Source organism: Bacteroides luhongzhouii (genome assembly GCF_009193295.2).
In the GTDB taxonomy this organism is placed as follows: Bacteria; Bacteroidota; Bacteroidia; order Bacteroidales; family Bacteroidaceae; genus Bacteroides; species Bacteroides luhongzhouii.
Genome location: NZ_CP059973.1, coordinates 3,210,218 through 3,234,874, shown reverse-complemented (window position 1 = coordinate 3,234,874; position 24,657 = coordinate 3,210,218). Strand labels below are relative to the sequence as shown.

Below are 24,657 nucleotides of genomic sequence, written 5' to 3'. Positions count from 1 at the left end.
TCATAACACTATGAATTTAAAAAAACTAACCTCTAGATTCCTGGCAATCTTATCTATAGTAGTCCTGACTATTACGGGCTTCTCATGCACGGATACAGAGACTACCAACACAACTGGCTTTGCCATCTATTATTACAGCCTCACTGATATAGGCCCATCAATGACTGCAGTGATTGAAAAGCCCACATATACAGGAGGTGAACCAACAGATTTCGTTATCACCGGAATCACTCTTAACGGTGAACCATACACATCCGAATCATTTATCATTGACAGTAAAGATGGTAGTGTTCGTATTGCTAACTCTGATAATCTACCGGTAGGATTATATTCCATCTCCGTAGGATGTAATAGTAATGGCAACTACCATGAATTCAAAGATGCCATACAAGTAAAAATGTTACCCAGCGTTCCTGATGGAATTAAAGTAGAACCTGATTATATTGAAATCGACTTTGAAGAAATCGGAGAATCAAAAGCTACTGCAAAAGTAGTAACAGAAGGCGAACACGTCACAATCAGCGGCTATGCAATAGCCGAAGGTCCGGAAAAGGAATTCTTCAAAATCTCTACAAGTGGAGTTATTTCTATTAATCCGGATGAAGAGACAATAAAGAAGATGAAGCCGGGTCTGCACAAAGTATCATTAAAACTGACTACTTTAGCAGGAGAAGGTATATTTGCTGATGCCATCACATTCAATCTGACTTCCAAGCCAATAGATGTAACGTACAATACAGCCAATAAAGGTATTATGGAAAAAGAGTCCGAAACAAACGGACAAACTGAATACACCAGCCCAATACCTGTCATTGAAGGTTCAACAGAAGAAGCTAAGTTCAGTATAGCTAACATTAATCCGGAAGTAGCAGAAGGAAAAGTAACTATCAATGAAACAACCGGAGTTATATCAATCGCTAAAGGACATGGTATCACAGAAGCCGGAAACTATGAAATTACTGTAAAAGTTTCCAATAAATTCGCTCCGGAAGGAGTAGAAATGCCAACCAAATTCACGATACAAGTAGTTGATGAAATCACTCCTATATCAGGATTTGAATACGCAGCTTTAGAAATAGCACAATATGCGCCTATATCAGCTCAACCCAAAGAAGGAATGCAAGGAAACTATGTCACCTATTCATTCGTAAACCTTGACCCAAAACTTGAAGGACAATTGACAATCAATCCAAGTAATGGTAAGATTAGTGCGAAAAAAGGCAATAGTATACCAGAAGGAAAATATGAAGTTAAGGTACAAGCTGATAACAGCAAGGGAAATCCGACTATCACCACTTTCTTATTAACAGTTACCCCAAATCCTAATAATATAGTGTATGTATATTATGGTAACAACCTCGGATTAGACAAGGCAACAGAAGCTTCACAATACCGTATTAGAAGTGCAGCAGAGTTAGGAAATTTAGTTTTAACTCCAGAAACGAATTTAGATGGTAAAGGTATTGCTTTCAAGTGGAAGATAGCCACTAAATTCAACTTAGACGATCCGAATAAAACAGGATATCCTATGATTGATGAGACAACAGGTGTAGTTCGATTCTCGCCGGATAATTTCAAAGGAGGTGATGCTCCTATGGCTTATCTTATAATAGAAGCCACTGCCGGAGAAGGTGATCTAGCAAGAACTTTCAAAACATTCGTTGCTTTTGACTTTAATCCTAATACAAACCCCATTAGAATAGAATATACTCCATTTGTATTCAAAGTAAACCCCAAAACTGGAGGAACTTCTACAGAACCTACAATTGTCGGAGTAACAGATATGTCACGATTTATGCTGGATTATCGCCGCTCATTCCGTTATCAAAATTTAGAAGGTCCTAAATCTCATAAATCAGGAGCTATCAGCACAGACAACAAGAACACAGAACCTATGACTCCAGCTGATCCAACCTATTTTATGAATCAGGTATGGCGCAATTATTACGGTTCAAAAGTACCTAATTATGGAGCCAAAGCACCAATGTCATATTATGAGAACACAAAAGCAAATACTAAGTTAACAAATGCCCTAGGTTATGTTGACCCCAATAAAGGATGGGCTGTTACTATAAATCCGAATAAGTGGTATGGAGACCCAACTTATGAAGATGGAGGACAATATGCAAACGGTATCATGACCGGACAAATGACTTATGAAATTTCCGGTAACTCCGCTGATTTAGGTAATACTGCTAAAAGAGCATTCCCATTATTGATATGGTTTGATGAAAATTTCTAAATTAAAAGACATTACAATTATGTACAATATATCTACAAAAGCAATGAGCAAAAGAGGGTGGTTCACCCTCTTAGCTCTCATAGCTACAATCTACGTTTCAGCGCAAAATATCAAAGGTGTAGTAGTAGACGAGACGGACATGCCTATGATTGGCGCTACCGTCATGGTAAAAGGGACTCAAACTGGAGCGACAACAGATTTTGATGGTAATTTTACTATCCAAGCCTCAAAAGGTTCGACACTGGTATTCAGCTATATTGGTTATAAAAATCAAGAAGTAAAAATTGCTCAAACAGATAAAAAGTTAAACATTAAAATGGAACCGGACAATGCTGTTTTAGATGAAGTTGTCGTAGTAGGTTATGGTTCTATGAAAAAAAGTGATTTGACTGGTTCCGTAGCTTCTGTTGCAGCCAAGGATATAGAAGAATTTAAAAGTAGTTCTGTCATGGCAGCTTTAGGAGGTCAGGTAGCTGGTGTACAAATTACCCAAACTGACGGAACTCCAGGTGCAGGATTTGATATTAAGATTCGTGGTGTAGGAACATTAAACGGTGATGCTACTCCCCTTTACATTGTTGACGGTTTCCAGGTTGACAACATTGACTACTTGGCAAACTCTGATATTGAATCTATTCAAATCCTAAAAGATGCTTCTTCATCAGCTATTTATGGTGCACGCGCAGCTAATGGTGTAGTGATGGTAACCACTAAATCAGGTAAGGCAGGTAGACCTGTAGTCAGCTACAATGGTTCTGCTACTTACCGTAAAATCACCAAGCAATTGGACCTGCTCAACGCTTATGAATTTGTAAAACTACAGGGAGAACTGGACACTAAATTTATCCCCGGTTATTACCGCAATGAAATCAATCCCGAAACAGGAGAATATTACAAATATCGTACTTTGGACGACTATATTGGAGTAGAATCAGTAGATTGGCAAGGAGAAACTTTCAGTCCTACCTGGTCACAAGATCATAACATTTCCGTAACAGGAGGTAATGACGGCACCAAATACTCTGCTTCTTTCTCTCATTATAAAGAGAACGGTATTTTTAGAAATAGTGGTTTCACTAAAACAACCGGTAAAGTTCGTATCAATCAGAAGATTAATAAGTATATTACAGCCGATGCTACTATCAATTATTCCAATACATTGAAAGAAGGTGCCGGAACTTCCGGTGATGGAGGACGCTTCAATATGTTAGGACAGATATTAAGGTCACGTCCTACAGGAGGTCTGGCTAAAACCAATGAAGAATTACTGGCTAGCGCAATTGACCCGGCTATGCTGGAAACAGGCGAAAGTCTGGCACAAGTGAACCCCATCTTACAAGCTGAAAATACGACGGACAACAAGCGTTCTGAAATGTGGAGTGCCAATTTGTCTCTTACTGCTAAAATCACTAAGAAATTAACATTTAAGACAGCCGGTACATACAACACAACCAATACTCGCAGAGATGTATTCTATAAAACTCAGACAAGACAGGCATACACCAATGGTCAAATGCCTTATGGAGAGACTCAGATGGGACGCGAAAAACGTTGGACCAATTATAACCAATTAACATGGGTTGAAAAAATAAAGCAACATCGCTATGAAATAATGTTAGGTGAAGAACTCTCATACAGAAGTTCCGAATTCTTATTGGGACAAGCAAAAAATTTCCCTTCAGATAATATCGGTAATGACAATCTAGGTTTAGGTGCAGTTCCCAGTAAAGTAAACACCTCGTTTGGAGATAAAACCATGTTATCATTTTTTGCGCGGGGAAATTATTCATTCAACGACAAATATATGCTGACAGCTACTGTACGTGCGGATGGTTCTACTGTTTTCTCATACAAAAATAAATGGGGATTTTTCCCGGCTTTCTCCGCTGCATGGCGTATCTCGGAAGAAAAATTCATGAAACAGAATCTTCCTTTTGTATCTAACATGAAACTTCGTTTAGGATGGGGTATTGTAGGTAACGACCGTATTGCTAATTTCCTATCATTAGACCTCTATACACAGAGTAAATATGGTATTGGTAACACAACGTCCACTGTACTGACCCAATCTCACCTGAAGAATAAAAATTTGAAATGGGAAGGCTCAAGTACCACCAATCTGGGTGTTGACCTTGGATTCTTTGATAATCGTCTGAATGTTACAGCTGACTTCTTCATCAAAAATACCAAAGACTTGCTACTTGCGCAAAACCTAGCGTATGTTACCGGATTCTCATCACAAATGCAGAATATTGGTAAAATCCAGAATCGTGGTATCGAATTGGCTATTAACAGCACTAATATCCAAAATCGTAATTTTACCTGGAGTACAGACTTCAATATTTCATTCATTCGCAATGAGTTGAAAGCTTTATCTTCCGGTGCCAATTATGCGGAAGCATACTCAAACTTTGACAGAACCAATTATACTCAATCTGACTACCGTGCCATAGTAGGCGAATCATTAGGATTGATTTACGGTTATGAATTTGATGGCATTTATCAAGTAGACGACTTCTACACTTCAGCCGCTACAGGAAAGCTTATCTTGAAACCGGGTATTACGAACAACACACGTTATGACGGTGGAGCTGCTCCGGGCGTAGTAAAATACAAAGACCAAAACGGTGATGGAAAGATCACTACCGCTGACCGTACAGTCATCGGTAATGCCATGCCAAAATGGTTTGGAGGTATCACCAACTCTTTTAGTTTCAAAGGCATAGACTTTAGCTTTATGTTACAATATAGCTATGGTAATGATGTATTCAACGCAACTCGTCAGTTCGCAACCGGTTCGCAAGACCAACGCTACAATATGCTGGCAGAAGTTGCAGATCGTTGGAGTCCGACTAATGCATCTAACAAGGTACCTTCAACAAAAGGCTATGTAAAGGGAGACGTATACTCACGTTTCGTAGAAGACGGATCATTCCTACGACTGAAAAACATGACATTAGGATACAGTCTGCCGAAAAAATGGATTAACAAAATCCATATATCTAAACTTCGCATATATGGTACTGCACAGAACCTGTTCTGCATCAGCGGATATAGCGGATATGATCCGGAAGTTAGTACAGCAGCCAGCAATCCTATGACTCCCGGTCTGGATTGGGGTGCATATCCAAAGAGCAGAGTATTTACATTCGGACTTGATGTTCAATTTTAAACGAGTATAACAATGAAAAAACTAATATATTATATATCAGCACTGGCTTTATGCACATTGTCTTTCAGTTCATGTTCCGATTTATTGGATGAAGATCCGAAATCAGATATTAGAAAGAACCAATATATGAACAATGCATCTGAAGCCAATAATGTATTGTTAGGAGTTTACCGCAACATGGTGACAGATAATCTTTATGGTATGAACCTGTCATGCATATTTGATTTAACTAATGACCTGGCACAATGTGAAGGAAACAGTACCAGTAGTTTCCGTGAATATCCGGCTAATGCATTTAACCCCAATAATTCGTATGTACAAAATACATGGGCATCTTTATACAGTGCCATTTATAGCGCCAACGACTTTATAGAGCGTCTGGAAGTTAAAATGGCCACATACAACTCGGAAGGTCAAGCACTTGCCACAATGTATTTAGCAGAAGCAAGAGCATTGAGAGCATTGTATTATTTTGAATTGGTACGTTGGTATGGTAACATTGCATTAATTACCAGCACATCCGAATCATATAAGAAGCCATCTGAATTCGTTCAAGCAGACCCTCGCGATGTATACAAGTTCATTGAAGAAGATCTCAAATTTGCTATCGAAAATTTACCGTTCGAATCAGATGATACACTACGTGGTAATACTCGGTTCCGTTTTTCTAAAGGCGGTGCATTGGGATTGCTGACTCGTGTATATGTCACCTGGGCAGGCGAACCTATTAAAGATACAGAGAAATGGAAACAAGCTGCATTAACAGCAGAAAAGCTTATCAACTCCGGCAAACATCGTATGTTAGATAACTATGAACAACTCTGGGAAAATACTTGTAATGGCACATGGGATCCGGCGGAAAGTTTAATTGAGGTAAGTTTCTATGCAAATTCTGTCACTGGTACAGCCAGCGAAGACCCAGTAGGACGTATCGGTAAATGGAATGGGGTTAAAGTAACCGAAATTTCAGGAACACGCGGACGTAACGCAGCCAATGTCAAAGTAGTACATACATTCTTCTTAGATTGGTTAAACAAAGAAAAAGGAGATAAACGCCGTGATCTTTCCATAGCCAATTACAAATATGACCCGAATAAATCTTTCTGGGCAAAACCAGAAGAAGTAGACAAACCTACAGCCGGTCAAAAAAACAAGCAAAATTATACTCCGGCAAAATGGGATACTGAAAAGTACGTAAAAGAACACAATTTCTTGCTGAATAATGATAAATCAAATATCAATTGGTATATATTGCGCTATGCAGACGTGTTACTAATGTATGCAGAAGCACTTAACGAATGGCATCATGGTCCTAATAACGCTGCATTAGCAGCTCTTAATATGGTTCGCCGCCGCGGATATGGACTTCCTTATAATGAAGCAAATACAACCGTTGATTTAAAATCAACATCCTACGAGGGATTCCAGGAATATATCCGTAATGAACGTGCCTACGAACTAGCTTTCGAAGGAAATCGTCGTCAAGATTTAATACGTTGGGGAATATATTATGAGACAATAGTGAATACTTATATAAAATTGATTGGTTGGTATCCGGAAGCAAATTATATAGCTTACCAATATACCCAAAAGAATAAACACGAACTACTCCCCATCCCAGCTCGTGATATGAGTTTGATGGAAAACTTCAAACAGAACCAAGGATGGGGTGACTAATCCTTTAAACTAAAGATTTCTATAAATCTTCTCCAATATGCCTTAAATAGGGCATATTGGAGAAATTTAAAACCTTTTTCAACAAAATCAAAACTTGAAAAGCAAGGTTCAAATACCTTTTGGACAATCCTGCAACGGAAAGTTTTGCCTTTCAGTTACTTTTGCATCAGTTACAAAACTTCTAAAAACAATCACTTAAAATGAATAACATGAAAAAGAAACTTGTTCTCTTTGCTTCGGTTAGTATTGCACTTGCATCGTGCCAGACAACCCCAAAGGAAGACTACAGTTGGATAAAAAAAGGACTGGATGTAGCTTCTGCCCAATTACAACTTTCTGCTGAAGAGGTTAGTGGTACGGGAATGTTGCCACGCTCCATCCGTACCGGCTATGACATGGATTTCCTTTGCCGCCAGTTAGAAAGAGACTCATTAACATTCAAAGATTCACTACGCGCACAACCTACTGCTGACCAGCTAGGCAAACGTCGCCTCTGCAACGTTTATGACTGGACGAGTGGTTTCTTCCCCGGTTCATTATGGTATGCATACGAACTGACAGGAAACGATACACTGAAAACTCAAGCCATCCAATATACAAATCTACTGAATCCGGTACGCTATTATAAAGGCACGCATGATTTGGGATTCATGGTCAACTGCAGCTATGGCAATGCAGAGCGTCTTTCACCCAACGACACCATTGCCGCTGTGATGAGAGAAACTGCCGATAACCTCTGTGGTCGTTTCAACGACTCTATCGGCGCTATCCGTTCATGGGATTTCGGGACATGGAACTTCCCGGTTATTATCGACAACATGATGAACCTCGATCTTCTGTTTAATGTAGCAAAAGCGACAGGTGACAATAAATATAAAGACATTGCTATCAAGCATGCCATGACTACCATGCATAATCACTTCCGTCCTGATTATACCTGCTGGCATGTAATAAGCTATAACAACGACGGTACAGTGGAAAGTAAACAAACTTTCCAAGGAAAGAACGATGATTCTTCATGGGCACGAGGACAAGCATGGGCTATATATGGATATACCGCTTGCTTCCGTGAAACCAATGACAGCATTTTCCTAAACTTTGCAAAGGATATAGCTGACATGATTATGAACCGCGTAAAAACAGAGGATGCCATTCCTTTCTGGGACTACGATGCTCCTGTAACTGAAGAAACTCCGCGCGATGTATCTGCCGCTTCTGTTACTGCTTCTGCCATGATCGAACTAAGCACCATGGTTCCCGACGGACAAAAATACTTGGATTATGCGGAAAAGATTCTGAAGAGTTTGTCAAGCGACGCATATCTTGCTAAAGTGGGTGACAACCAAGGATTCATTCTGATGCATTCTGTCGGTTCACTGCCCAACGGTTCTGAAATCGACACTCCACTGAACTATGCTGACTACTATTATCTGGAAGCATTGAAGAGATTCATGAATCTGAAAGGTATCAACTACAAAGATATCTAATACATAAAATTATAACAACTATTATATCATGAATAAAACTTTAAAGTATATCGTTCTGCTTGCAATCGCATGCTTCGTAAGCAAAGGTTATGCCCAAGAACTGAAAAGCGAAGTCTTTTCAATTCTTAACCTGGACTATCCGGGATTGGAAAAAGTGAAAGCTTTGCATCAGGAAGGTAAAAATGAAGATGCTGCCAAAGCACTACTAGACTATTATCGTGTACGTACCAACGTAAAAACTCCGGATATCAATCTGAACAAAGTGACTATCAGCAAAGAAGAGCAGCAATGGGCAGATGACGGATTGAAACACACATTCTTCGTACATAAAGGTTATCAGCCTTCTTACAACTACGGAGAAGACATCAACTGGCAGTACTGGCCGGTGAAAGACAATGAACTCCGTTGGCAGTTGCACCGCCACAAATGGTTCACTCCGATGGGAAAGGCTTATCGCATATCCGGTGACGAGAAATATGCTAAAGAATGGGCACATCAGTATATCGACTGGATTAAAAAGAATCCGTTGGTAAAGATGGACAAGAAAGAATATGAGCTGATAAGTGATGGAAAAATCAAAGGTGAAGTAGAAAATGTACGTTTCGCATGGCGCCCGTTGGAAGTTAGTAATCGCCTGCAGGACCAGACTTCACAGTTCCAGTTATTCCTTCCTTCGCCTTCTTTCACTCCGGACTTCCTGACAGAATTCCTGGTGAACTATCACAAACATGCTATACACATCCTTGCCAACTACTCTGATCAAGGTAACCACTTGCTGTTCGAAGCTCAACGTATGATCTACGCCGGTGCTTTCTTCCCTGAATTTAAAGACGCCCCGGCATGGAGAAAAAGCGGTATCGATATTCTGAACCGTGAAATTCATGTACAGGTATACGAAGACGGCGGACAGTTCGAACTCGACCCGCATTATCATCTGGCAGCTATCAACATTTTCTGCAAGGCATTGGGTATCGCGGATGCAAACGGATTCCGTAAAGAATTCCCGCAGGATTACCTGGATACAATCGAAAGCATGATTATGTTCTACGCAAACATTTCTTTCCCTGATTATACCAACCCATGTTTCAGCGATGCTAAGTTGACAACAAAGAAAGAAATGGTAAAAAACTACAAAGCATGGAGTAAACTGTTCCCGAAAAACCAAGCTATCAAATACTTCGCAACCGAAGGAAAAGAAGGTGCATTGCCGGATTATATGTCTAAAGGATTCTTGAAATCAGGTTTCTTTGTATTCCGCAACTCATGGGGAATGGATGCTACTCAAATGGTAGTAAAAGCAGGTCCGAAAGCATTCTGGCATTGTCAGCCGGATAACGGAACGTTTGAACTTTGGTTCAACGGCAAGAATTTGTTCCCGGATTCAGGTTCGTATGTATATGCCGGTGAAGGCGAAGTGATGGAACAACGCAACTGGCACCGTCAGACTTGTGTTCACAACACAGTAACGCTGAACAACAAAAACCTGGATACGACAGAATCTGTTACTAAATTATGGCAACCGGAAGGTGCTATCCAAACTTTAGTGACCGAAAATCCCAGTTACAAGAACCTGAAACACCGTCGTTCTGTTTTCTTCGTTGACAACACTTACTTTGTCATTGTAGACGAAATGACCGGTAGTGCCAAAGGTTCCATCAATCTTCATTATCAAATGCCGAAAGGAGAAATCGCCAACAGCCACGAAGACATGACGTTCCTGACACAATTTGAAGACGGAAGCAACATGAAACTACAATGTTTCGGTCCTGACGGTATGACGATGAAGAAAGAGTCGGGATGGTGCTCAACTGCTTATCGCAAACGTTACAAACGTATGAATGTATCTTTCAACGTGAAGAAAGACGGTGAAGAAGCTGTACGTTACATCACTGTTATCTACCCAGTTAAAAAGAGTGCAGATGCCCCTAAATTTGCAGCTAAATTCAAGAACAAGGCGTTCGATGAGAACGGACTGGAAGTAGAAGTGAAAGTAAACGGAAAGAAACAGTCATTAAAATACAAATTATAATAAAGTCTCTCCCTCTCCCAAGGAGAGGGAGGGATTCCTTCATCATTATGGAAAACTATTACACTCCCTCTGCCCTACTCCTCCCACTAGCTGCACTAAGTCTCGCTTCTTGCGGCAATCAAAAGAAAGAAGAGACCAGACAACCGAACATCATCTTCATGATGACGGATGACCATACCACTCAAGCAATGTCCTGTTACGGAGGAAATTTGATTCAGACTCCTAACATGGATCGGATTGCCAACGAAGGTATCCGTTTTGACAATTGTTATGCTGTCAACGCTCTTTCAGGACCTTCACGCGCGTGCATCCTCACCGGTAAGTTCAGCCACGAAAATGGTTTTACCGATAACGCAAGTACATTCAACGGAGATCAGCAGACATTCCCCAAACTGCTTCAACAAGCCGGATATCAGACTGCAATAATTGGTAAATGGCATCTTATCAGTGAACCACAAGGATTCGATCATTGGAGTATCCTTAGCGGCCAACACGAACAAGGTGACTATTATGATCCTGATTTTTGGGAAAACGGAAAACATATTGTAGAAAAAGGATACGCCACAGATATTATTACTGATAAAGCCATTGAATTCCTCAAAGGGCGCGATAAGAACAAGCCTTTCTGCATGATGTATCATCAGAAAGCCCCGCATCGCAACTGGATGCCTGCCCCCCGCCATCTGGGTATATTCAACAATACTACTTTCCCGGAACCGGCTAATCTGTTCGATGACTATGAAGGCCGTGGAAAAGCAGCCCGTGAACAGGATATGTCCATCGAATATACATTGACGAACGACTGGGACCTCAAATTACTGACTCGTGAAGAGATGCTGAAAGATACCACCAACCGTCTTTACAGCGTGTACAAACGTATGCCGGCTGAAGTTCAGAATAAATGGGATTCTGCATACGCACAACGCATTGCCGAATACCGTAAAGGTGATCTGAAAGGTAAATCATTAATCAGCTGGAAATATCAGCAATATATGCGTGATTATCTGGCGACAGTTCTGGCAGTAGACGAAAATATCGGCCGCTTGTTGAATTATCTCGAAAAAATTGGTGAACTGGACAATACAATCATTGTCTACACCTCCGACCAGGGTTTCTTCCTTGGCGAACATGGCTGGTTTGACAAACGATTCATGTATGAAGAATGTCAGCGCATGCCGCTTGTCATCCGTTATCCGAAAGCTATTAAAGCAGGAAGTACCAGTAATGCCATCAGTATGAATGTAGACTTTGCTCCTACTTTCCTCGACTTTGCCGGAATAGAGATTCCATCAGATATTCAAGGAGCCTCCCTGAAACCTGTATTAGTGAACGAAGGCAAAATTCCTGCCGACTGGCGCAAAGCTGCTTATTATCATTACTACGAATATCCTGCAGAACATTCTGTGAAACGTCACTATGGTATTCGCACGCAAGATTTCAAATTGATTCATTTCTACAACGATATCGACGAATGGGAAATGTATGACATGAAAGCTGACCCAAGAGAAATGAACAATGTCTTCGGCAAACCGGAATATGCTGAAAAGCAAAAAGAACTGATGCAACTGCTTCAGGAAACTCAAAAACAGTATAAAGATACGGACCCGGATGAAAAGGAAAAGATTCTTTTCAAAGGTGATCGCCGACTAATGAAAAATCGCTAAATGATAATTTATGGGTTCACCACAGAGGACACGGAGGGCACAGAGTTTTTCTCTCTTCTTTCCGTAAGTAAAACAGAGCGATAAATACGTGAGACTCTGTGTTACTTTATAGTGAATAAAAAATAGTAAACCTCTGTGTCCTCTGTGGTGCAATATTAATCCCCATTTATATAAATAAAGATTAACCAAAAACAATTATATCATGGATAGAAGAAAGTTTTTAAAAAACACAGGCTGGTCTTTCCTCGGACTGGCAGCTTCAGGCAGCTTGCTCGGTTCTTGCGCAGCAGGAAGCAAAGAGGCTAAGAAAATTATGCCATCAGCCAGCAACCTCAAAATGTATTGGGGCGACTTACACAACCACTGTAACATCACATACGGACACGGCGACATGCGCGATGCTTTTGAAGCAGCGAAAGGACAATTGGATTTTGTTAGTGTTACTCCTCATGCTATGTGGCCGGATATTCCCGGAGCAGATGATCCCCGCTTGAAATGGGTGATCGATTACCACACGGGAGCTTTTAAGCGTTTGCGTGAAGGCGGCTATGAGAAGTATGTAAAAATGACAAATGAGTATAACAAGGAAGGTGAATTCCTGACTTTTGTAGGATACGAAGCTCATAGTATGGAACATGGAGACCATGTTGCGCTGAACTATGATTTGGACGCACCACTTGTAGAATGTACTTCAATCGAAGACTGGAAAGAAAAAGCAAAAGGACATAAGGTATTCGTTACCCCGCACCACATGGGTTATCAGGGTGGTTATCGCGGTTACAACTGGAAATGCTTTACCGAAGGAGATATTACTCCATTCGTAGAAATGTATTCCCGTCACGGTCTGGCAGAAAGCGATCAGGGAGACTATCCCTATCTGCATGATATGGGACCACGCCAATGGGAAGGAACCATTCAATATGGTCTTGAATTGGGCAATAAGTTTGGTATCATGGCATCTACCGACCAACACTCCGGTTATCCGGGAAGCTATGGCGACGGACGCATCGGTATCATGGCTCCGTCACTGACTCGCGACGCCATTTGGGAAGCTCTGCGTACCCGTCACGTATGTGCCGCAACCGGTGATAAGATTATTATCGACTTCCGCCTCAACGATGCTTTCATGGGTGATGTAGTTCGCGGTAACAGCCGCCGTATCTATCTGAATGTCACAGGTGAAAGCTGTATCGACTACGTAGATATTGTAAAAAACGGGCAGATTTTGGCTCGTATGAGTGGTCCGTTGACTCCCGTTGCTCCGGAAGGTAATACGGTACGTTGCAAAGTTAAAGTTGATTTTGGTTGGAATCGTGAAGAGAAATACGTACATTGGCAGGGAAAACTGTCGGTAGACAAAGGCCAGATTCATAGTGTAACTCCTTGTTTCCGTGGCGCAGCATTCACTTCTCCACAAGAAGGTGAAACTGAATTCCACACACATGTCAACCGTATTGTATCCGTTGGTGACAAGGAAACCGAACTGGATATGTACAGCAGCAAGAATCCGAATACGACTACAGCAGCCATGCAAGCTGTAATCCTTGATGTGGAAATGCCCAAAGACGGTAAGGTCATTGCCGAATTCAATGGCAAGAAGTTTGAACATACGTTGGGCGAGTTGCTCGAAGGTTCACGTTCACACTTCATGATCGGTTGGTTGAGTGAGGCTATTCTCTTCAATCGTGCCATGCCGGAAAGCTGTTTCACTCTGGAACACTACATGGAAGATAAAGAGCCGCAGCGAGATACGGATTATTACTATGTACGCGTTCGCCAACGTGACGGACAATGGGCTTGGAGTTCACCGATCTGGGCGGAAAGAGTATAGTTTTTAAGTATTAAGTATCAAGTATAAACGTGGCATGGAGAAAGAATACGCTATAGGAATTGACCTTGGCGGAACTTCTGTAAAATACGCCCTTATTGATAATGAAGGCGTATTTTACTTTCAAGGGAAGTTACCGTCGAAAGCCGATGTATCAGCAGAAGCTGTCATCGGACAGTTGGTTACTGCTATCAATGAAGTGAAAACCTTTGCACAGGAAAAAGACTACACAATTGATGGTATAGGAATCGGAACACCGGGCATTGTGGATTGTACGAACCGTATTGTATTAGGAGGTGCGGAAAATATCAACGGCTGGGAAAACATTCACTTGGCAGACCGCATTGAAACGGAAACCGGACTTCCGGCTTTATTGGGAAATGATGCCAATCTGATGGGACTGGGAGAAACAATGTACGGAGCCGGTCAGGGAGCCACTCATGTTGTTTTCTTGACGGTAGGAACAGGTATTGGAGGTGCAGTAGTCATCGACGGCAAATTGTTCAACGGTTATGCCAACCGGGGAACAGAACTGGGACACGTACCTCTCATTGCCAATGGTGAACCGTGTGCTTGCGGTTCTGTCGGCTGTCTGGAACACTATGCTTCCACTTCCGCTTTGGTACGCCGCTTCAGTCAACGAATAGCAGACGCAGGTATCTCCTACCCGGATGAAGAGATTAACGGAGAATTAATTGTCCGTCTTTACAAGCAAGGGGATCCGATTGCAAAAGTATCACTGGAAGAACACTGCGACTTTTTGGGACACGGAATTGCAGGCTTTATCAATATCTTCAGTCCGCAAAAGATTGTAATTGGTGGAGGACTCTCCGAGGCAGGAGACTTTTACATTCAGAAAGTAAGCGAAAAAGCACGTAGTTATGCCATCCCCGACTGTGCTGTGAATACTCAAATCATAGCTGCCGCTCTTGGAAACAAGGCCGGAAGTATTGGAGCGGCTTCACTTGTATTTACTCAATTATCTGCTCCAAACCTGATTAAATTATGAGAAAGAATTTAGGAATGTTGGCGCTGATTATGGCGTTCTGGTTCACCATCTCGTTTATCACTAATATTCTGGGACCACTCATTCCAGACATTATCCACAACTTCAATCTAAGTGACCTGGCGATGGCGGGATTTATCCCGACCTCTTTCTTCCTGGCATACGCCATCATGTCTATCCCTGCCGGATTACTCATTGACCGTTTCGGTGAAAAACCGGTATTATTCGGTGGCTTCCTGATGCCGTTCATCGGCACCATCCTGTTTGCCTGCATGCATACGTATCCGATGTTATTAGCTTCTTCTTTCATCATCGGATTAGGAATGGCCATGTTGCAAACTGTATTGAATCCGCTCCAGCGTACTGTAGGAGGAGAAGAAAACTATGCATTTATAGCCGAACTGGCACAATTCATGTTTGGCATCGCTTCTTTCCTAAGCCCTCTGGTATATACTTATCTGATTCGTGAACTTGACCCGGCAACCTATACAGCCGGTAAAGGTTTCTTTATCGACTTGTTGGCCGATATCACCCCACGGGAAATGCCGTGGGTATCTCTTTACTGGGTATTCACCATCCTGTTGTTAGTAATGCTGATTGCCGTCGGTGTCTCCCGCTTTCCCAAGATCGAATTGAAAGAAGATGAGAAAAGCGGGTCCAGAGATTCATATCTGGCTTTATTCAAACAGAAATATGTATGGCTGTTTTTCCTGGGGATTTTCTGCTACGTAAGTACGGAACAGGGAACTTCTATCTTTATGAGTACCTTCCTGGAACAATACCACGGAGTCAATCCGCAAACTGATGGTGCGCAAGCCGTGAGCTATTTCTGGGGATTGATGACAGCCGGCTGTCTCGTAGGTATGATTCTACTCAAGTTGATTGACAGCAAGCGATTGCTGCAAATCTCCGGAATCCTGACCATCATCCTATTATTATCGGCATTGTTCGGAAGCAAGGAAGTATCTATGATCGCTTTTCCTGCTGTCGGATTCAGTATTTCCATGATGTATTCCATTGTATTCTCATTGGCCTTGAACTCTGCTTCACAGCATCACGGTTCATTCGCCGGTATTTTATGTTCGGCAATCGTAGGTGGTGCCGGTGGTCCGATGATTGTGAGTACGCTGGCAGATGCTACATCACTCCGCACAGGTATGCTGTTTATCCTTGTTTTCGTAGGATACATCACCTTTATCGGTTTTTGGGCACGCCCACTGATTAATAACAAGACCGTTCGTCTGAAAGATTTGTTCAAACAACGTTGAACAACAAACGATGAATAAAAAAATGCTAAGTTATATGATGAAACAACGAATATCTATTTTTCTCTTGTTCACCATTCTGCTATCCGCCAACGGGTATGCGCAAAAAGGAATCATGCGTCTGACTCAACAGACATTGATGCATGAGGTCCGCGAAACACCTTCACCACTGGACGGGCAACATATCACTGTCAATCCTCCACGTTTCATGTGGCCGGACAAATTCCCACACCTGGGTCCCGTATTGGACGGAGTGGAAGAAGAAGACTACAAACCGGAAGTGACTTACCGCATTCGGATCGCACGCGACCCGAAATTCAAATCGGAAGTGATAACCGCCGAAAGAAAATGGGCCTTTTTCAACCCATTCAAACTGTTTGAAAAAGGAAAATGGTATTGGCAATATGCCTACGTTGACAAAGACGGAAAAGAAGAATGGTCGCCCGTTTCTCATTTTTATATAGACGAACATGTACGTATGTTCAACCCGCCTTCTCTACAAAAGGTGTTAGCCAAATTGCCCAAAACGCATCCCCGTATCTTGCTTGATGCCGAAGATTGGGACAATATCATCGAACGGAACAAAAATAATCCGGAAGCACAAGCTTATATCCGGAAAGCCGATAAATGTCTGAATCACCCACTGAAACATTTGGAAGAAGAAATTGATACGACCCAGGTTGTCAAACTGACAAATATCGTTCAATATCGTTCCGCTCTGATTCGGGAAAGTCGTAAGATTGTAGACCGTGAAGAAGCGAATATCGAAGCCATGGTACGTGCCTACTTGCTAACGAAAGACGAGGTATACTACAAAGAAGGTATAAAGCGTCTTTCCGAAATTCTTTCATGGAAAAACAGTAAGTACTTCGCAGGAGATTTCAACCGTTCCACCATTCTGTCTATGAGCACTTCAGCGTATGACGCTTGGTATAACCTGCTGGCTCCGAATGAAAAGAAACTGCTCCTAAGAACCATTCGAGAAAATGGAAAGAAATTCTATCATGAATATGTCAATCACTTAGAAAACCGTATTGCTGATAACCACGTCTGGCAAATGACTTTCCGCATCCTGAATATGGCTGCGTTTGCTACGTATGGTGAACTACCGATGGCTTCCACCTGGGTGGATTATTGCTACAATGAGTGGGTATCTCGGTTGCCGGGTCTCAACACTGATGGAGGATGGCACAATGGCGATTCTTATTTCCAAGTCAATCTCCGCACATTGATTGAAGTTCCCGCTTTTTATTCCCGTATCAGCGGATTCGATTTCTTTGCTGATCCTTGGTATAACAACAATGCGTTTTACGTCATCTATCAACAGCCACCATTCTCGAAATCCGCCGGACAAGGAAACTCACATGAAAGTAAGATGAAGCCAAACGGTACACGAGTAGGGTATGCAGATGCCTTGGCACGTGAATGTAATAATCCATGGGCTGCCGCTTATGTACGCACTATCTTGCAAAAAGAACCGGATATTATGGAGAAGACTTTCCTCGGAAAATCCGGAGACTTGACTTGGTATCGCTGTACAACAAAGAAAGCGCTCCCCAAAGAAGGTACTACTCTTGCAGAATTACCGATGGCAAAAGTATTTAATGAAACGGGAATCGGTACGATGAATACTTCTTTAGGAGATATAGACAAGAATGCAATGCTGTCGTTCCGTTCCAGTTCCTACGGTTCCACTTCCCATGCACTAGCCAATCAGAATGCCTTCAATACATTCTACGGAGGTAAAGCCATTTTTTACAGTAGCGGACATCGCACTGGTTTTACAGACGATCATTGTATGTATTCTTACCGTAATACCCGTGCACACAATAGTATTCTGGTGAATGGAATGACGCAGAAGATCGGGACGGAAGGATACGGCTGGATTCCACGTTGGTATGAAGGAGAAAAAATCGCTTACATGGTAGGAGACGCTTCCAATGCTTATGGTAAAGTGACTTCTCCCCTATGGTTGAAACGTGGCGAATTATCCGGTACGCAATATACGCCCGAAAAAGGATGGGATGAGAACAAGCTGGATATGTTCCGTCGTCATATCATCCAATTGGGAACTACCGGAGTTTTCGTGATTTATGATGAACTGGAAGGAAAAGAAGCCGTAACCTGGAGTTATCTTTTACATACCGTAGAACTGCCAATGGAAATACAGGAACTAACCGATGAAGTGAAAATCATTGGTAAGAATAAGGCCGGTGGTATCTCTGTTGCCCATCTTTTCAGTTCGGCAAAGACGGAACAAGCGATGGTAGATACTTTCTTCTGTGCGCCAACCAACTGGAAAAATGTGACGAACGCACAAGGGAAAGCGTTGAAATATCCTAATCACTGGCATTTCTCGTCTACAACAGTTCCGTGTAAAACGGCCCGTTTCCTGACAGTAATGGATACACATGGAAAGAACCGTCCGGATATGCAGGTAGTTCGCAAAGGTAATACCATTCAGGTAGGCGACTGGATTATAACTTGTAACCTGACTGAAAAAGGGAAAGCTGCTATCTATGTCAGCAACAAAGCAGAAAAGGTTTCTTTAAACTATGATGCCGGTAAAAAGGAAGGTGCAACGATAGTCACAGATCAGGTAAAAGGCAAACAGGTTAATAAAGTCCTGACAGACTATTTACCGGATTTTGAGATTTAATCTCCTCCGCTTTAGATGAAGAAACATATAGTCCTATAAAAACGTTATATTTGCAGAGTAAAACAAATAAAGAAGTAACAATGAAATATATCGGAGCACACGTAAGCGCATCCGGTGGCGTAGAGTCCGCCCCCGTTAATGCGCATGAAATAGGAGCAAATGCTTTTGCGTTATTCACCAAGAATCAACGCCAATGGGTAAGCAAACCTTTAACAGAAGAAAGTATCAGCCTCTTCAAAGAGAATTGCGGAAAATACGGTTTTCAACCGGAATATATCCTGCCACATGACAGTTATCTTATCAACCTGGGACACCCGGAGGAAGAGGGACTTCAAAAAAGCCGTGCCGCTTTTCTAGATGAAATGCAACGTTGCGAACAGCTTGGATTGAAACTTTTAAATTTCCATCCAGGCAGTTCTCTCAACAAAATTTCAATAGAGGATTGCTTGTCGCTCATCGCAGAAAGTATTAATATCGCTTTAGAAAAAACAAAAGGCGTAACAGCCGTTATTGAGAACACTGCCGGACAAGGAAGTAATCTAGGTAGCGAATTCTGGCAACTGAAATATATCATCGACCGGGTAAACGACAAGAGCCGGGTAGGTGTTTGCCTCGATACCTGCCATACTTATACCGCCGGTTACGATATTGTCAATGAATACGATAAAGTATTTGATGAATTTGACAAGGAAGTGGGATTCAATTACCTTCGTGGTATGCACTTGAATGATTCAAAAAAAGCACTTGGTACCCATGTAGACCGTCACGATAGCATCGGTGAAGGACTGATTGGAAAAACCTTTTTTGAAAGATTGATGCAAGATTCCAGATTCGATAATATGCCATTGATACTTGAAACACCGGATGAAAGTAAATGGACAGAAGAAATTGCATGGCTAAGAAGCATGGAATAATCATGGTATTGCCAACAAATTAATTAGAAGTTCGACCCATTAACGGAATTAATTCATTATTGCACGGTAATGAACTGTTTCAGCCTATTCTGACAAGGGTATATTCTCACTGTAATGAGAACTTTTTCTCATTACAATGAGAATTTCTTCTCATCGCTATGAGTATTTTTTCTCATAGGGATAAGTATACTTGAGAATGTTTACGGAAGTTTTTTTGAACTATAATTGTATGAGTTTACCTCATTCTCGCATCGAAATGAATTTATTCTGCCAACACGCTTAATAAATATTCGCCATACTAACTAAAGGTTCATACAATTTCTCTATATCCTGTGAGTCCATCTCTATTTGAACTTGATCGCCAGGCATTAATTTCTGTCCTTTGGGAGGCCAGTTCTTACGGTCACGATGCACATTTATAATCATACAACGCTCCGGCAAACGAAGTTCATCCACAATCTTACCATCTAAATAAGACCCGCTCATTACTTCTACAGACAATGTATAACGGGGCTCTTCCTTAAATGCGGGTGAATGAATCATATCATCATATAAAATAACATTGAACGGTTTTATCTGAAGCATTTCCGTAAAGTAATAGGTTAATCCTCCTACAACAATGGAAGGATAAAAGACTTCCAAATGTCCCGTAATCTCGGTTATTAAGACAATAGCCGTCAAAGGCGTACGAATTACCGCAACAAGGAATGCCGACATACAAATCAACATGATGTAACTGATATTCTCATAAGCAATGACACCCTGTTGAACCATAATCAATCCCACTATTTGTCCCAGAAGTCCTCCTGTCACCAGCGTGGGAATAAAACTTCCTCCCGGTAAACCCGAGGAAAAAGAAAAGGTGCTAAAAACGAAATGCAGCAACATCATGCCGACAATCCAAAGAATATGTGTATCCGGATGCATGGCCTGTGAGAGCAAGAACTGTTCCCCTCCTCCCGTCAGATTAAACTCAGCCATAGAAATCAGAAAAGCGATAAAAAGCAAATACAGCATCTTCACGTATTCCGGATGCTTAATAGCAGGGTAAATGCGCTTCACCTGAAGAGTAGTGACAGAAAAGAATTTTCCAAAAACAGAAACCACAGCAGCCAACAAAAGAAACAGTTTCACCTGCCCCCAAAAAGTCATTCCCGGCACAATAGCATCTATATGAAAATAGGGATTGATGGGGAAAATCCAACTGGCAACCCCACCTGCCACTACTCCTGCCAAAAGCGTAGTAATAGCCGTTTTAGGCGCGTCAAACCGCTCAATAGATTCAATAACCAACAACGAGGAAGCTAATGGGGCAGCAAAAGCAGCCGCCAATCCGGCACCGGCACCGGCAGACAATAATTGTTTCCGTTCTCCGCTAAGCACCCTCCCCCATTTGGATACCAAATATCCCACATACGAACCGATCTGCACGGACGGTCCTTCACGCCCCAAAGACAATCCGGTACTTAATGCAAGTATCCCACCCACAAACTTCGCTACCAATTCCAGAAAAGGATGCTTATAATCAACCCTCCCATTAATAACTCCACGTGTTTGCGGAATCCCCCCACCGGTAATAAGCGGCATTTTCTTCACCAACCAGGAGACGAATACAAGTATTCCCCACATCAACAGGAAAAGAGGAATATACCAATACCATTTGGGACGGGAATCAAAGAAATCATGGCGGAGATTAAAGAAAAACTGTAATAGGTAATGATAAGGCACGGCAACAAGTCCCGTCAGTAATCCTACGAAGATACTGACAAAGTAAAGCCGCGCATCAATTAACTTCAGTTTAAAGATTCGCCAGCGGCCCTTATCCTTTATCTTTTTTATCAGTCGAAACATCCAGCTAGCCTTACATTGTTTTATACGTAGGACATACAACAATCAAAACCTAGCTGTGGTTTTCAAACTAATGAAGATTTAATTTCTAATTACCTTCCCATCATATTCAGACGAAGTATGGCGTGTACCATAAAGTAAGAACCCAATGCATTATAATCAGTATCACGAATAGCAGTGGCGGTAATCGTGCGTATCAAAGAGATGTCCTGATGGAGAATATCATAGATCTTGAAACGGATTAATAACTGTTTCTTTTTTAGAAAGGCTTTTGACAGTTGGCAGTTCCACATGAAATTCTCTTTGGCATAACCTTCATAACCATAACCGGTGCGGAGAGAATAAGTCAGGTCATTATATAGTTCCATCCCCCAAGGCAGATAAAGTTGCAGTTGGGTTCCTGCCTGATAATCAAAAGTTTCAGTACGTTTCTCCCGCACATCATTATAAGAATTGTTATAAATCAGGCCGACAAGCCCCGTAAGTTCCATTTGACGGGTACGATAAGTAAGCCGTAGACGCTCACGTCCCGTTAAATGCTGTACGGAGGTTTTCACCGGTTCTTCTTTATTCAAAGTTGTATAGCCATTCTGATTTCGGTATTGCAGATAGGAGTAAGTGCGAAATATCCAGCTACGATTCTTAAAAGGGGTATTGAGAGAAAAAGACCCCATGGCGCGCCAATTACCATTCATATTGACCGGAGACGTAGTTCGCACACCGGTTTCGCTGTCATAAGTCACCTGATTGGTTACATTATTAATGGTATTCTCGAACAAAGCGGTAGCTACCATATTTCGCTGATGTTTGGTATTATAGGAATTGAAATTCAATGTAAACGTATTCGTATATGAGGGCTTCAACGAAGGGTTACCGACACGAATATTCAAAGGGTTGGTACGGTCGGTCACAGGTTGGAGATCACGTATATTAGGCTGTTTCCCTTTTCCCCTATACACAATTTGCAAACGGGTGCGTTTTGAAAACTTATAGCGGAAATTGACCGTGGGTGAGAAATTCATGACCGATCTTTCCAACTGATCTTCGGGAGCGTCACTCAATAAAGAATGGCTGACAGATTTTTGAGGTTCAAAATCAACTCCAATATTATAATTATACTTTTTTTGTGAAGTACGTATGGCAAGGTTCACTAAGTGATTACTGTATTGATTTTCAAAACGGTTACTGGATTCTTCATCAAAGTCGGGCGCAAACTCCTCCAGTTCCTTATCCCAGTCATAGACAAAACGATCCGAATTGTTCACTTTATACTGATAGCTGTAACGGAGTTGCAGGAAATGCCGCCACGGCAATGGTTCTACATACACCAGTTGCACCCGGTAATTATACCCGTCAACATCATCCTCTATTTTCTGATTCTGAATCTTCTTCGTATTATTTTTGAAGTACCGGGTGGTGGAAAGGCTCTTCCGGTCTGTAGCTGAAGCATTAGTACCATAGTCTACTTTCAAAGCGACATTTCTCCCCAAACGACTCAATTTCCGGCTAAGTTGCAACATCATCGTCAAATTATACCGGGAATTATGATTGGTGCCGGAGGACTCTCTCTCATTCAACAAGACATCATTCCCCCACCCTTCCTGAAAGCCACTATTCTCTCTGTCATTGGCAGAGAAACGATATTGAGGACGGAAAATCAATGTAGTAACAGAATCCATTTTCCATTCAAGAAAGGCATTGGCCACCAACTCATGATTCTGCATCCGGCTATTGTTCGTGCCCAGATTGATTGACTGATCCTTACGAAGAAAATTGTCGACCGTTGTACGGCTGTCTTCCAAACGGTCTGTACCCACGTATTGAACATTGGAACGTAACTTAACCCGCTTCCAGTCATGAGTCGCATTTAGTCCCAATGAACGGGAAGTAGTCAACCCCATCCGACTACGGATATTACCTGTAGAATTTGAAGATTCATTCTGTAATTCCGAAAATCCCTGATTATTGGTATTATTCAGATTTCCGATAATCGTTAATTGAGAGTTCTCACGAAAGCGATTCAAGGTATTGGCTAATTCATAACGGTCTTTACTCCCGTATCCTCCCATAAAATTCTCCATCCAGCCCCGTTTCATGTTCTTTTTCACGGACAGATCCAAGATCATCTCTTCCTCTCCGTCATCTATCCCGGTGAGACGCGCCAAATCTGACTGGCGTTCATAGGCTTTCAACTTCTCCACCATTTCCACAGGAAGATTTTTAAGGGCGGCTTTCGGATCATCAGAGAAAAACTCTTTACCGTCTACTAAAATCTTCTTCACCTCCTTACCATGTATCAATAACTTACCATCCGCATCTATCTCACCTCCCGGAAGCTGTTTCACCAACTCTTCAAGCATCGAACCTTCGGGAGTACGATAGGCGGAAGCATTGAATACTGTTGTATCCCCTTCCGTCACTGCCATCGGGGCTTGACCTACTACCACGGCCTCATCCAAAGCATAGCTTTCCGGAGTCAGATTGATATTTCCCAATTCATAGGAGGTGCTTTTGCGGGAAATGGAAATGGGATGAAAAACAGGCTTATATCCGATATATGAAACTTGCAATAATAAAGACTTCGCCTTAGTCGCAGTAGGAACGGAAACGGAAAGTTGAAATTTACCGATAGCATCCGTAGCGCCGCCGCCCAACAATGTACTATCCGGTAAAGCCAAAAGCCGGACCGTAGCAAACGGTACCGGCTGATTGGTTTCAGTATCAATCACACGACCGGAAAAGCTCTCTTTGCCGGACTGAGCAAAAACAGTCAAACTAATCAGTAGCAAGACATAACAAATAATCAAACGGTACTGAAAAGAATAAATATGGCTGTCTATGTTCAAATTGTGTTGATTTAGTAAAA

13 protein-coding genes are annotated in these 24,657 nt (G+C 41.9%); 11 read left to right on the top strand and 2 right to left on the bottom strand.

Annotated features, from left to right (window positions below):
- The first annotated feature begins 10 nt into the window (after positions 1–10).
- From GD631_RS11740 to nfo, 11 genes are all read left to right on the top strand, one after another.
- Positions 11–2,242, top strand: coding sequence for a surface glycan-binding family protein (locus GD631_RS11740; protein ID WP_143260382.1), 2,232 nt, complete (start codon positions 11–13; stop codon positions 2,240–2,242).
- Positions 2,243–2,261: 19 nt separating this feature from the next.
- On the top strand, positions 2,262–5,414 hold the full coding sequence (locus GD631_RS11735; protein WP_143260381.1) for a SusC/RagA family TonB-linked outer membrane protein: 3,153 nt from the start codon (positions 2,262–2,264) through the stop codon (positions 5,412–5,414).
- A 12-nt stretch (positions 5,415–5,426) separates the two neighbouring features.
- The gene (locus GD631_RS11730; RefSeq protein ID WP_143260380.1) at positions 5,427–7,091 is read left to right on the top strand and encodes a RagB/SusD family nutrient uptake outer membrane protein; all 1,665 of its coding nucleotides are present in this window, start codon (positions 5,427–5,429) and stop codon (positions 7,089–7,091) included.
- A 200-nt stretch (positions 7,092–7,291) separates the two neighbouring features.
- Positions 7,292–8,578 (top strand): DUF4995 domain-containing protein, encoded by a 1,287-nt coding sequence (locus tag GD631_RS11725; protein ID WP_143260379.1) that lies wholly within the window; start codon positions 7,292–7,294, stop codon positions 8,576–8,578.
- Between the two features lie 28 nt (positions 8,579–8,606).
- Positions 8,607–10,607, top strand: a complete 2,001-nt coding sequence (gene hepC / locus GD631_RS11720) for a heparin-sulfate lyase HepC (RefSeq protein WP_143260378.1) — start codon at positions 8,607–8,609, stop codon at positions 10,605–10,607.
- Between the two features lie 47 nt (positions 10,608–10,654).
- Positions 10,655–12,271 carry a sulfatase family protein gene (locus GD631_RS11715; RefSeq protein WP_143260377.1) on the top strand — a complete coding sequence of 539 codons (1,617 nt, stop codon included), beginning with the start codon at positions 10,655–10,657 and terminating at the stop codon, positions 12,269–12,271.
- 202 nt (positions 12,272–12,473) lie between these two features.
- Positions 12,474–14,102 (top strand): PHP domain-containing protein, encoded by a 1,629-nt coding sequence (locus GD631_RS11710; RefSeq protein ID WP_185911449.1) that lies wholly within the window; start codon positions 12,474–12,476, stop codon positions 14,100–14,102.
- Between the two features lie 34 nt (positions 14,103–14,136).
- On the top strand, positions 14,137–15,108 hold the full coding sequence (locus GD631_RS11705) for an ROK family protein (RefSeq protein WP_143260376.1): 972 nt from the start codon (positions 14,137–14,139) through the stop codon (positions 15,106–15,108).
- Positions 15,105–16,373: a sugar MFS transporter gene (locus tag GD631_RS11700; protein ID WP_185911448.1), complete on the top strand. Its 1,269-nt coding sequence runs from the start codon at positions 15,105–15,107 to the stop codon at positions 16,371–16,373. Before GD631_RS11705 ends, GD631_RS11700 begins: the two co-directional genes overlap by 4 nt.
- Before the next feature lie 34 nt (positions 16,374–16,407).
- A complete protein-coding gene (locus tag GD631_RS11695) occupies positions 16,408–19,029 on the top strand; it encodes a DUF4962 domain-containing protein (protein WP_185911447.1) in 2,622 nt (873 codons plus the stop codon).
- Between the two features lie 80 nt (positions 19,030–19,109).
- Entirely contained in the window at positions 19,110–19,943 is an 834-nt protein-coding gene (nfo, locus tag GD631_RS11690; protein WP_143260375.1) for a deoxyribonuclease IV, read from the top strand.
- 279 nt (positions 19,944–20,222) lie between these two features.
- Here nfo and GD631_RS11685 read toward each other — a convergent pair whose 3' ends face one another.
- Together GD631_RS11685 and GD631_RS11680 are read right to left on the bottom strand one after the other, a co-directional pair.
- Positions 20,223–21,794 carry a ClC family H(+)/Cl(-) exchange transporter gene (locus GD631_RS11685; protein ID WP_143260374.1) on the bottom strand — a complete coding sequence of 524 codons (1,572 nt, stop codon included), beginning with the start codon at positions 21,792–21,794 and terminating at the stop codon, positions 20,223–20,225.
- Positions 21,795–21,883: 89 nt separating this feature from the next.
- Positions 21,884–24,637, bottom strand: a complete 2,754-nt coding sequence (locus GD631_RS11680) for a TonB-dependent receptor (protein WP_143260373.1) — start codon at positions 24,635–24,637, stop codon at positions 21,884–21,886.
- Between the last annotated feature and the right edge of the window lie 20 nt (positions 24,638–24,657).

Excerpts from the sequence above, each read along its gene's own strand:
- GD631_RS11740 (WP_143260382.1), top strand. The coding sequence starts at position 11 with ATGAATTTAAAAAAACTAACCTCTAGATTCCTGGCAATCTTATCTATA.
- GD631_RS11735 (WP_143260381.1), top strand. The coding sequence starts at position 2,262 with ATGTACAATATATCTACAAAAGCAATGAGCAAAAGAGGGTGGTTCACC.
- GD631_RS11730 (WP_143260380.1), top strand. The coding sequence starts at position 5,427 with ATGAAAAAACTAATATATTATATATCAGCACTGGCTTTATGCACATTG.
- GD631_RS11725 (WP_143260379.1), top strand. The coding sequence starts at position 7,292 with ATGAATAACATGAAAAAGAAACTTGTTCTCTTTGCTTCGGTTAGTATT.
- hepC (WP_143260378.1), top strand. The coding sequence starts at position 8,607 with ATGAATAAAACTTTAAAGTATATCGTTCTGCTTGCAATCGCATGCTTC.
- GD631_RS11715 (WP_143260377.1), top strand. The coding sequence starts at position 10,655 with ATGGAAAACTATTACACTCCCTCTGCCCTACTCCTCCCACTAGCTGCA.
- GD631_RS11710 (WP_185911449.1), top strand. The coding sequence starts at position 12,474 with ATGGATAGAAGAAAGTTTTTAAAAAACACAGGCTGGTCTTTCCTCGGA.
- GD631_RS11705 (WP_143260376.1), top strand. The coding sequence starts at position 14,137 with ATGGAGAAAGAATACGCTATAGGAATTGACCTTGGCGGAACTTCTGTA.
- GD631_RS11700 (WP_185911448.1), top strand. The coding sequence starts at position 15,105 with ATGAGAAAGAATTTAGGAATGTTGGCGCTGATTATGGCGTTCTGGTTC.
- GD631_RS11695 (WP_185911447.1), top strand. The coding sequence starts at position 16,408 with ATGATGAAACAACGAATATCTATTTTTCTCTTGTTCACCATTCTGCTA.
- nfo (WP_143260375.1), top strand. The coding sequence starts at position 19,110 with ATGAAATATATCGGAGCACACGTAAGCGCATCCGGTGGCGTAGAGTCC.
- GD631_RS11685 (WP_143260374.1), bottom strand. The coding sequence starts at position 21,794 with ATGTTTCGACTGATAAAAAAGATAAAGGATAAGGGCCGCTGGCGAATC.